Origin of the sequence: Streptococcus sp. DD11 (assembly GCF_001578865.1) — a bacterium.
Taxonomy (GTDB): domain Bacteria; phylum Bacillota; class Bacilli; order Lactobacillales; family Streptococcaceae; genus Streptococcus; species Streptococcus panodentis.
On sequence record NZ_KQ969398.1, the window covers coordinates 111441 to 122078 of the forward strand.

General features: G+C 44.6%; 16 protein-coding genes. All 16 read left to right on the forward strand.

All coding sequences use genetic code 11. The features are described 5' to 3' along the window. The first annotated feature begins 11 nt into the window (after nucleotides 1-11). The gene (locus STRDD11_RS12685) at nucleotides 12-197 is read left to right on the forward strand and encodes a type Z 30S ribosomal protein S14 (protein WP_001085697.1); all 186 of its coding nucleotides are present in this window, start codon (nucleotides 12-14) and stop codon (nucleotides 195-197) included. A gap of 283 nt (nucleotides 198-480) precedes the next feature. After that, nucleotides 481-879, forward strand: a complete 399-nt coding sequence (gene rpsH / locus STRDD11_RS12690; protein WP_128837606.1) for a 30S ribosomal protein S8 — start codon at nucleotides 481-483, stop codon at nucleotides 877-879. A 302-nt stretch (nucleotides 880-1181) separates the two neighbouring features. Then, on the forward strand, nucleotides 1182-1718 hold the full coding sequence (gene rplF / locus STRDD11_RS12695; RefSeq protein WP_128837607.1) for a 50S ribosomal protein L6: 537 nt from the start codon (nucleotides 1182-1184) through the stop codon (nucleotides 1716-1718). An 82-nt stretch (nucleotides 1719-1800) separates the two neighbouring features. After that, nucleotides 1801-2157 carry a 50S ribosomal protein L18 gene (gene rplR / locus STRDD11_RS12700; RefSeq protein ID WP_005592009.1) on the forward strand — a complete coding sequence of 119 codons (357 nt, stop codon included), beginning with the start codon at nucleotides 1801-1803 and terminating at the stop codon, nucleotides 2155-2157. 18 nt (nucleotides 2158-2175) lie between these two features. After that, on the forward strand, nucleotides 2176-2670 hold the full coding sequence (rpsE, locus tag STRDD11_RS12705; protein ID WP_006269137.1) for a 30S ribosomal protein S5: 495 nt from the start codon (nucleotides 2176-2178) through the stop codon (nucleotides 2668-2670). 14 nt (nucleotides 2671-2684) lie between these two features. Beyond that, the gene (rpmD, locus tag STRDD11_RS12710) at nucleotides 2685-2867 is read left to right on the forward strand and encodes a 50S ribosomal protein L30 (protein ID WP_128837608.1); all 183 of its coding nucleotides are present in this window, start codon (nucleotides 2685-2687) and stop codon (nucleotides 2865-2867) included. Between the two features lie 154 nt (nucleotides 2868-3021). After that, a complete protein-coding gene (gene rplO, locus STRDD11_RS12715) occupies nucleotides 3022-3462 on the forward strand; it encodes a 50S ribosomal protein L15 (protein ID WP_128837609.1) in 441 nt (146 codons plus the stop codon). Between the two features lie 12 nt (nucleotides 3463-3474). Further along, complete coding sequence (secY, locus tag STRDD11_RS12720; RefSeq protein ID WP_128837610.1) at nucleotides 3475-4782, forward strand: preprotein translocase subunit SecY; 1308 nt, start codon at nucleotides 3475-3477, stop codon at nucleotides 4780-4782. A gap of 629 nt (nucleotides 4783-5411) precedes the next feature. Continuing rightward, a complete protein-coding gene (locus STRDD11_RS12725; protein WP_128837611.1) occupies nucleotides 5412-6050 on the forward strand; it encodes an adenylate kinase in 639 nt (212 codons plus the stop codon). A gap of 115 nt (nucleotides 6051-6165) precedes the next feature. Then, nucleotides 6166-6384: a translation initiation factor IF-1 gene (gene infA / locus STRDD11_RS12730; protein WP_001029883.1), complete on the forward strand. Its 219-nt coding sequence runs from the start codon at nucleotides 6166-6168 to the stop codon at nucleotides 6382-6384. Nucleotides 6385-6408: 24 nt separating this feature from the next. Continuing rightward, complete coding sequence (rpmJ, locus tag STRDD11_RS12735; protein ID WP_001808836.1) at nucleotides 6409-6525, forward strand: 50S ribosomal protein L36; 117 nt, start codon at nucleotides 6409-6411, stop codon at nucleotides 6523-6525. 15 nt (nucleotides 6526-6540) lie between these two features. Then, nucleotides 6541-6906, forward strand: coding sequence for a 30S ribosomal protein S13 (rpsM, locus tag STRDD11_RS12740; protein WP_002894516.1), 366 nt, complete (start codon nucleotides 6541-6543; stop codon nucleotides 6904-6906). Nucleotides 6907-6925: 19 nt separating this feature from the next. Continuing rightward, nucleotides 6926-7309, forward strand: a complete 384-nt coding sequence (gene rpsK / locus STRDD11_RS12745; RefSeq protein WP_001118385.1) for a 30S ribosomal protein S11 — start codon at nucleotides 6926-6928, stop codon at nucleotides 7307-7309. Nucleotides 7310-7354: 45 nt separating this feature from the next. Next, nucleotides 7355-8293, forward strand: a complete 939-nt coding sequence (locus tag STRDD11_RS12750) for a DNA-directed RNA polymerase subunit alpha (RefSeq protein ID WP_128837612.1) — start codon at nucleotides 7355-7357, stop codon at nucleotides 8291-8293. A gap of 11 nt (nucleotides 8294-8304) precedes the next feature. After that, nucleotides 8305-8691 (forward strand): 50S ribosomal protein L17, encoded by a 387-nt coding sequence (gene rplQ / locus STRDD11_RS12755; RefSeq protein ID WP_128837613.1) that lies wholly within the window; start codon nucleotides 8305-8307, stop codon nucleotides 8689-8691. A 694-nt stretch (nucleotides 8692-9385) separates the two neighbouring features. Further along, nucleotides 9386-10638, forward strand: a 1253-nt coding sequence (locus STRDD11_RS12760) for a glutamate-cysteine ligase family protein (protein ID WP_128837614.1), incomplete at its 3' end; no start/stop codon positions are given.

The following is a 10638-nucleotide window of genomic DNA, read 5'->3' on the forward strand; positions in this document are numbered from 1 at the left end:
AGGTAAAACAAATGGCTAAAAAATCAATGATTGCTAAGAACAAACGCCCAGCGAAGTTCTCAACGCAAGCTTACACCCGTTGCGAAAAATGCGGCCGTCCGCATTCAGTCTACCGCAAATTCAAACTGTGCCGTGTTTGCTTCCGTGAATTAGCATACAAGGGACAAATTCCTGGTGTCACAAAAGCATCTTGGTAATTTAAGATATCAAGGGCGTCAAAACTCCAAGTGAAAATAGGAAACTTGACGAAGAAACTGAAGTTTCTAGGAAAGTTTATCTTTTTCACACAGAGTTTAGCCCGGGTTCAGTTGGGCTTGCCAATTTGAACACGAGCTACAGCTTTGGCAAAAAAGACCAATTTTCTTTGGAGCATCGCTCCTGCATCAAATTGCCTATTTTTGCTCTTGCTGTTACGCTCTTTGTATCATGTATTAACTAGCAAGTGCAGCTTGCAAACTACTAGTAAGGAGAAATATAAAAATGGTTATGACTGACCCTATCGCAGACTTCCTGACCCGCATTCGTAATGCCAACCAAGCTAACCACGAAGTGCTGGAAGCACCTGCATCAAACATCAAAAAAGGGATTGCTGAAATCCTGAAGCGCGAAGGCTTTGTAAAAAACGTTGAATACATCGAAGATGATAAGCAAGGCATTATCCGTCTGTTCCTGAAATACGGACAAAACGGTGAAAAAGTGATTACCGGTCTTAAACGTGTTTCAAAACCAGGTCTGCGTATCTACAAGAAACGCGATGACCTGCCAAAAGTTCTCAACGGACTGGGAATTGCGATTCTTTCAACATCCGAAGGGCTGCTGACTGACAAGGAAGCACGCCAGAAGAATGTTGGCGGAGAAGTAATCGCCTACGTTTGGTAATTGATGATGTGAGAGCGTTAAAAGAATGCAGTGAAAATAGGAAGTTTGTAGCAGGAGCGATGCTCCAAGACAAACTTATCTTTTTCACCAAATTCTTAGCTCGAACTCAAATATGGTACACAATCAGGTATCTTGATTTGAACACGGACTGAAAGCTGTGTAAAAAAGATAAAATCGTCTTGGCTCATCGAGCCGTCACCGATTTTCCTATTTTTACTTTGCTTTCTAGGTCCTTTGTATCATAATCCCCCCGTGAAAACTGGTCGTCCGCGGCCTGATAATCTAACAGGAGAAAAAATAATATGTCACGTATTGGTAATAAAGTGATTGTCCTGCCTGCTGGTGTTGAACTCAGCAACAAGGACAATGTGGTCACTGTCAAAGGACCTAAAGGAGAACTGACTCGTGCGTTCTCAAAAGATATTGAAATCCGTGTGGAAGGTAACGAAGTAACGCTTCACCGTCCAAACGATTCAAAAGAAATGAAAACCATCCACGGAACAACCCGTGCCCTTCTCAACAACATGGTTGTTGGTGTATCAGAAGGCTTCAAGAAAGAACTTGAAATGCGCGGGGTTGGTTACCGTGCACAGCTGCAAGGCAAAAAGCTGGTGCTCTCAGTTGGTAAATCTCATCCAGACGAAGTAGAAGCGCCAGAAGGCATCACTTTTGAGCTTCCAAATCCAACGAGCATTGTGATCAGCGGGATTTCAAAAGAAGCGGTTGGACAAACTGCTGCTTATGTTCGCAGTCTGCGTGCTCCTGAACCATACAAAGGTAAAGGGATCCGCTATGTTGGTGAATTCGTTCGCCGCAAAGAAGGTAAAACCGGTAAATAATGTAATATGGTTGCTTGTCAACCATATCCCTTATTTCCAACTTTGTGCTTAGGCATAAACATAAAATTAAGAGGTGAAAATTGTGATTACGAAACCAGATAAAAACAAAGTCCGCCAAAAACGCCACCGTCGCGTCCGCGGAAAACTCTCTGGAACTGCTGATCGCCCACGTTTGAACGTATTCCGTTCTAATACAGGCATCTACGCTCAAGTAATTGATGACGTAGCGGGTGTAACGCTCGCAAGCGCTTCAACTCTTGACAAAGAAGTTTCAAAAGGAACTAAAACTGAACAAGCCGTTGTTGTTGGTAAACTCGTTGCTGAACGTGCAGTTGCTAAAGGTATTTCTGAAGTGGTGTTTGACCGCGGTGGATATCTCTATCACGGACGTGTAAAAGCTTTGGCTGATGCAGCTCGTGAAAACGGATTGAAATTCTAAGAGGGAGGACACTAGAAAATGGCATTTAAAGACAACGCAGTTGAACTTGAAGAACGCGTCGTTGCAATTAACCGTGTTACAAAAGTTGTTAAAGGTGGACGCCGTCTTCGCTTTGCAGCTCTTGTAGTGGTCGGTGACCGCAATGGCCGTGTCGGCTTCGGTACCGGGAAAGCTCAGGAAGTACCAGAAGCTATCCGCAAAGCGGTTGAAGATGCAAAGAAAAACCTGATTGAAGTACCAATGGTTGGCACAACCATTCCTCACGAAGTTCTTTCAGAATTCGGCGGAGCAAAAGTATTGCTTAAGCCAGCTGTGGAAGGTTCTGGGGTTGCTGCTGGCGGTGCGGTTCGTGCTGTCATCGAATTGGCTGGTGTGGCGGATGTTACATCTAAGTCACTCGGTTCCAACACTCCAATCAACATCGTTCGTGCAACGGTTGAAGGCTTGAAACAATTAAAACGCGCTGAAGAAGTTGCTGCCCTTCGTGGTATTTCAGTTTCTGACTTAGCATAAGAAAGGAGATTCAAATGGCTCAAATTAAAATCACTTTGACGAAATCTCCAATCGGACGCATTCCGTCACAACGCAAAACTGTTACAGCACTTGGACTGAGCAAACTGAACAGTTCTGTTATCAAAGAAGACAACCCAGCAGTACGCGGTATGGTTACAGCTGTTTCTCACTTGGTAACGGTCGAAGAAGTGAAGTAGGCCTATCGGCTGAACAGCTTTACTGAAAATAAACTAGGGGATGTGAGATTTTCTCAGCCCCTAAAACTAAATATATGTATAGGCGAGTTTGTATGGGGGACACCTTTTCTCACATATGAGCGCTAGCAATTTACAAAAGAGGAGAAAAGAAATAATGAAACTTCATGAATTACAGCCTGCTGCAGGCTCGCGCAAAGTTCGCAACCGTGTCGGTCGTGGTACATCGTCTGGTAACGGTAAAACTTCTGGCCGTGGTCAAAAAGGTCAGAAAGCGCGCAGCGGCGGCGGTGTTCGCCTTGGTTTTGAAGGTGGACAAACTCCATTGTTCCGCCGTATTCCAAAACGCGGTTTCCTGAATATCAACCGCAAAGAATATGCAATTGTCAACCTTGATCAATTAAACGTCTTTGAAGACGGTGCAGAAGTAACTCCAGTTGTTCTTATCGAAGCAGGAATTGTGAAGGCTGAAAAATCAGGTGTTAAAATCCTTGGTAATGGAGAATTGACCAAGAAGCTGACTGTTAAAGCAGCGAAATTCTCTAAATCAGCTGAAGAAGCTATCACTGCTAAAGGTGGTTCAGTTGAAGTCATCTAAGCGAGGTGACCTATGTTTTTCAAATTATTAAAAGACGCACTAAAAATTAAACAGGTACGGTCTAAGATTCTATTCACCATTTTTATCATCTTAGTCTTCCGTATCGGTACAACCATCACGGTTCCGGGGATCAATGCCAAGGCCTTGAGCAATCTCAATGATTTGCCTTTTCTGAATATGCTCAGTCTGGTCTCAGGGAATGCCATGCGCAATTTCTCTGTCTTTGCTCTCGGAGTCAGCCCCTACATTACCGCTTCAATCGTGGTCCAGCTCCTGCAGATGGACTTGCTGCCCAAGTTTGTAGAGTGGGGCAAGCAGGGGGAAGTGGGCCGCAGAAAGCTCAATCAGGCAACCCGCTATATTTCTTTAGTTCTGGCTTTTGTTCAGGCTATCGGAATTACCGCAGGATTTGACACCCTATCCAGTGCGAATTTGGTGGCCAGTCCGAACTGGCAGACCTATGCCCTGATTTGCGCTCTTCTTGCGACTGGGTCCATGATTGTGACCTGGCTGGGGGAGCAAATCACGGATAAGGGCTACGGCAACGGTGTTTCCATGATTATCTTTGCCGGTATCGTTTCGGGCATTCCGGATATGATTAAAGGTATTTACGAAGATTATTTTGTGAATATTCCAAGCGAACGCCTGACGTCCTCTCTTATCTTTGTCGGCATTCTGATTGTGGCGGTCTTGTTGATTATCTACTTCACGACATTTGTGCAGCAGGCAGAATACAAGATTCCGGTTCAGTATACCAAGATTGCTCAAGGGGCGCCATCCAGCTCCTACCTTCCGCTCAAGGTCAACCCTGCGGGCGTGATTCCAGTCATCTTTGCCAGCTCGATTACAGCTGCTCCGGCAGCGATTTTCCAAGTTGTCAGTGCACTGGGGTATGATGCGGCTTGGGTTCGTACAGCTCAGTCGCTTCTAGCAACGACTACTGTCAGCGGGATGTTTATGTATGCCTTTCTGATTGTTCTTTTCACTTTCTTCTATACCTTTGTGCAGATCAATCCAGAAAAGACAGCAGAAAACCTGCAAAAGAGCGGTGCTTACATCCCAGGAGTCCGTCCGGGCAAGGGAACCGAAGAATACATGTCCAAACTGCTTCGCCGTCTGGCAACAGTGGGTTCGCTTTTCTTAGGTTTTGTTACGATTATTCCGATTCTGGCCAAAGATGTCTTTGGACTGACTGATGCGGTTGCCCTTGGGGGAACCAGCCTCTTGATTATCATCTCGACGGGTATCGAAGGAATGAAACAGCTGGAAGGCTACCTGCTTAAGCGTAAGTACATCGGCTTTATGGATACGACAGAATAAGGAGAGAGCCTTCTTTCGTCAGAAGTGAGAAGATGCTCGTATCCAATGCTGGCCAGACTTTAGGGCTGGCCGGAATAGTTAAAAATAAAGGGGATAGAGAAGCCTGCTTCTCAACCCCTTCTATTTTGTTTTTATAGTCAATTCGTTAAATCCGCCGGGTCTGATACTCTTAGAAAATCTCTTCAAACTAGGTCAGCTCGGCAGTCTTCCATGCTGTTGGAGCAAAGTGAGCTATTGACCGATTATCGTCATTTAGTGTATCTTTTATTCCTTTGCAGGCTCGCCTTGCCGTACTTTTGAGACTTCCTCACGGTCTTTTTATCCGCAGCCTCAAAGCAGTGCTTTGAGCAGCTGACACTTCCTAGCGGAAGCTTTATCTGCCACCTCAAAGCCTCCGCTGAAGGTTTTGAGCGGCTCGCTGCTCTATCGTATCGTTCTGTATTTAAGCGATAGACTGAAACGGTCCCTCGGACAGTCTCACCACTAAAAGTGAACGAAAAGACTATAAAAGACAAAGGAAGCAAGGGTGTCTGCTGCCGGCTATCGCCTTGGCCGGGGCTGAGACGCCGTCGGTTTCAAGGTGGAGAAAAGGCTATACGAATGTTTTTAAAATGAAAAGGAGACTGATCATGAATCTTTTGATTATGGGTTTACCAGGAGCTGGTAAGGGAACACAGGCTGCTAAAATTGTGGAACAGTTTCATGTTGCGCATGTTTCAACTGGTGATATGTTCCGTGCAGCAATGGCCAATCAGACAGAGATGGGTGTGCTGGCCAAGTCTTACATCGATAAAGGTGAGTTGGTGCCGGATGAAGTAACAAACGGCATCGTCAAAGAACGGTTGGCGCAGGCAGATATCGCAGAAAAAGGCTTTCTGCTGGACGGCTATCCGCGAACCATTGAGCAGGCACATGCTCTGGACAGCACTCTGAAAGAGCTGGCGATCAAGCTGGACGGAGTCATCAATATCGAGGTAGATCCGAACAGCCTCTTGGAGCGGTTGAGCGGCCGGATTATCCACCGTGAGACGGGCGAAACTTTTCACAAGGTCTTCAATCCGCCTGCTGACTATAAAGAAGAAGACTACTATCAGCGCGAAGACGATAAGCCTGAAACAGTCAAACGCCGTTTGGATGTCAACATTGCCCAAGGACAGCCGATTATTGACTACTATCGTGCCCAAGGTTTGGTCCATGATATTGAGGGAAATCAAGAGATTGAAAAAGTCTTTGCAGACATCGAAAAAGTCTTGGTAAAATTGAAATAAAGCGCTTTTCATGCTTGCAATATTTGACAAGTAGTGATACAATGAATTAGTCTGACTTATAATTGTTACCTCTGTGCTCAGAGGGATGAATCGAAATTTATGGAGGTACTTTTGCGTGGCAAAAGACGATGTGATTGAAGTTGAAGGCAAGGTTGTTGACACCATGCCGAATGCAATGTTTACGGTTGAACTTGAAAATGGACATCAGATTTTAGCAACAGTTTCTGGTAAAATTCGTAAAAACTATATTCGTATTTTAGCGGGAGACCGTGTTACTGTCGAGATGAGTCCTTACGATTTGACGCGTGGACGGATCACCTACCGCTTTAAATAATCGAAATACTTGGAGGGATAAGAAATGAAAGTAAGACCATCGGTCAAACCAATTTGCGAATACTGCAAAGTCATTCGCCGTAATGGCCGTGTTATGGTGATTTGCCCGGCAAATCCAAAACACAAACAACGTCAAGGATAATAGAAAGGAGAAAAAATGGCTCGTATTGCTGGAGTTGACATTCCAAATGACAAACGTGTGGTTGTGTCACTGACTTATGTGTACGGTATCGGACTTCCAACTTCTAAGAAAATCCTGGCAGCTGCCGGAGTTTCAGAAGATATCCGTGTAAAAGATCTGACAATCGAACAAGAAGACGCGATCCGTCGTGAAGTAGATGCCATCAAAGTTGAAGGGGACCTCCGCCGTGAAGTAAACCTCAACATCAAACGTCTGATGGAAATCGGTTCATACCGCGGCATCCGTCATCGTCGTGGACTTCCTGTCCGTGGACAAAACACTAAAAATAATGCTCGCACTCGTAAAGGGAAAGCTGTTGCGATTGCAGGCAAGAAAAAATAATATAAGGAGGTAAAAAGTCTTGGCTAAACCAACACGTAAACGTCGTGTGAAGAAAAATATCGAATCTGGTATTGCACACATTCACGCTACATTTAATAACACTATTGTTATGATTACTGATGTGCATGGTAACGCGATTGCTTGGTCATCTGCCGGTGCTCTTGGTTTCAAAGGTTCTCGTAAATCTACACCATTTGCTGCCCAAATGGCATCTGAAGCAGCTGCTAAATCTGCACAAGAACACGGTCTTAAATCAGTTGAAGTTACTGTTAAAGGTCCAGGTTCTGGTCGTGAGTCAGCTATTCGTGCTCTTGCTGCCGCTGGTCTTGAAGTAACAGCTATTCGTGATGTGACTCCTGTACCACACAATGGTGCTCGTCCTCCAAAACGTCGCCGTGTATAATCACCAACAACTACACTGCTTTTCGTTTAAGAGGGAGTATAGCAAATGATTGAGTTTGAAAAACCAAATATAACAAAAATTGATGAAAATAAAGATTATGGCAAGTTTGTCGTAGAACCGCTGGAGCGTGGCTATGGCACAACCCTTGGAAATTCACTTCGCCGTGTGCTGCTGGCTTCCCTTCCAGGTGCAGCCGTTACTTCGATTAACATCGAGGGAGTATTGCACGAGTTTGATACAATTTCCGGTGTCCGCGAAGACGTGATGCAAATCATTCTCAACGTCAAAGGAATTGCTGTAAAATCTTACGTCCAAGACGAAAAGATGATTGAACTAGATGTCGAAGGTCCTGCAGAAGTCACTGCCGGAGATATCTTGACGGACAGTGATATCGAAATTATTAACCCTGATCATTATCTCTTTACTATCGGAGAAGGTGCCAGCTTTAAGGCGACCATGACTGTTGACAGCGGCCGTGGCTATGTACCGGCTGATGAAAATAAGAAGGATGATGCACCAGTGGGAACACTAGCAGTGGACTCTATCTACACGCCAGTGACAAAAGTTAATTACCAGGTTGAACCGGCCCGTGTCGGCAGCAACGATGGTTTTGACAAACTAACCCTTGAAATTTTAACGAATGGAACCATCATTCCGGAAGATGCCCTCGGTCTTTCTGCCCGTATCTTGACAGAACACCTGAATCTCTTCACCAACCTGACAGAAGTAGCGATTGCTGCCGATGTGATGAAGGAAGCGGAAAAAACTTCCGATGACCGCATTTTGGAGCGGACGATTGAAGAGCTGGATCTGTCAGTGCGTTCATACAACTGCCTGAAACGTGCAGGAATTAACACTGTATTTGATTTGACAGAAAAATCAGAGCCTGAAATGATGAAAGTTCGTAACTTGGGCCGCAAGAGTCTGGAAGAAGTAAAAGTAAAACTTGCTGACCTTGGTCTGGGGTTAAAAAACGATAAATAAAGGAGGAATACATGGCTTACCGTAAACTAGGACGCACTAGCTCGCAACGTAAAGCATTGCTGCGCGATTTGACTACTGATTTGCTTATCAACGAATCCATCGTGACGACTGAAGCTCGTGCTAAAGAAATCCGTAAAACAGTTGAAAAAATGATTACACTTGGCAAACGTGGTGACTTGCATGCCCGCCGTCAAGCAGCTGCTTTTGTACGCAACGAAATTGCATCAGAAAACTACGATGAAGAAAGTGATAAATATACTTCAACAACTGCTCTTCAAAAACTGTTCTCTGAAATTGCACCTCGTTATGCTGAGCGCAATGGTGGATATACTCGTATCCTGAAAACTGAACCGCGCCGTGGCGATGCAGCGCCAATGGCAATTATTGAATTAGTATAATTTTTATCAATTTTGTTGAGTGTTATGATGATGGAGCAGTTTATTTTGCTCTTAGTCTAGCTCTGGTCTACCGCCAGAAGTTTCTTCTGGCGGGAACACTCATCATCATGATAAGAAGTGGCGACGCTTGTTTACGAAATTGCTTTTGAATAAAAACAATTTCGTAAGCAGGCGTTTTTTGTATTCTAATAGGAAAAATCCTCGAATTTTGTTATACTGTTTTAGTACTCATACTTGAGGACTGTGATTGGCAAAGCGGGCAGCTATAGTCTTTTAGTCTGCTTTCAGCCTATCGCTTAACATACAGGACGATAGGGCAGCGAGCTGCTCAAAAGCTCCGGTGGAGGTTTTGAGGCGGCAGATCAAGCTTCTGTGAGGAAGCCTCAAAAGGGGACGGCTGATGAGGCTGGGACGACGAACTGAATTTTTAAGAATTTAGTTCCCTTTATCTCCAGCCTCCAACAGTCCTTCTGGACTGTTGGAGCAAGGCGAGTTAACGACGGAATAAAAGAGAAATGAAATGACGATATCTCAATGAAAATCAAATCAGCAAATTAGGCAGACAGCTTCCTTTCCATCCCGTCTGCTCCTGCCTTGTCTGCTTTCGGTTTTCTTGGAGTATCCTATGGTTTTTCATAGGTTGAGCACTAAAGATTTTTTAACTGGCATGAACTTTTTATAGGAGCGGTACACGATGGATTCTATTCAGATTTTAAAAGAACGTTATCTCAAAAATATACAAGAAAATCCGCATCTCTACATTGGCATCGAATTGGAGTTTCCCATTGTGAACTGTCTGGGAGGGGCTACCGATACGGAGGTCGCTAAGGCACTTTTGAAGCGTCTGGCATCGGATTATCCGTTCGAGATTGAAAGAACTGACAGAGAGGGCAATCCCATTCAGCTCAAATCCCGTGAAAATGAAGATCGTCTTCTTTTTGAGCTTTCTTATAATACACTTGAATTCGCCTTCGAAAAAGCAGATGTGATTCAGGAAGTTGACGAAAGGTTTCAGCAGTATTTAGCGCTTATCCAGCCAATCTTGCAGGAAAATCATCATGAAATTCAAGGGGAAGGCCTCCACCCTTTTTGGCAGGAAAATGACAATAGGCCAGTCAACTATCCACGCTATGAAATGCTGATGCAGTATTTAGCCTTAAGCAAGCAGACCATGGCAGAAGGGCTGCATGGTTATCCTGAGTATGGCGCCTTTATCTGCGGCAGTCAGGTGCAGCTGGATGTTTCTAAGAGCAATTACCTGCGGGTCATCAACGTTTTTAATCAGATTGAAGCAGCCAAGGCTTATCTCTTTGCCAACTCGGCATTCGACCTCTGGGATACCAAGATTTCCCGCGACCGTTTTTGGGAAGATTCTATGCATGGTATCCTTAGGGAAAATGTCGGTGTCAATCCGGTTGATTTTGCTTCAGAGAAAGAATTTTTCGATTATTTGAACCGTTCTGCAATTTTTACCGCTGAACGGGAAGGAGAGACTTATTATTTCTACCCGATTGCAGCAGCCGTCTATTTGGAACAAGAAAATATAAAGGCCTATGATTTGACTGGAAGGGAGGTAATCCTGACCCCTTCAGCAGCTGATTTCAGCAGTCATAGGAGCTATCAGTATCAAGATTTGACAACCCGCGGCACTGTAGAGTTCAGAAGCACCTGTACCCAGCCGTTGGCGCGGACCTTTGCTCCGGCAGCCTTCCATCTGGGAATCCTAGCTAATCTTGAGCAGGCAGAAATTTACCTGCAGACATGCTCTTTTTTCAAGAAGGAAGGCAGAGATTATCAGCAGTTAAGAAGAAGATTTTCCGGAAAGCATTTGAGCGAAGAAGAAAGAGAGCAGATAGAAAAATTTTCAGATGATTTAGTTCGCATTGCCGCTGAGGGTCTCCAATTTCGGAAGAAAGGAGAGGAAAAGTACCTTTTTTGCCTTCAAAA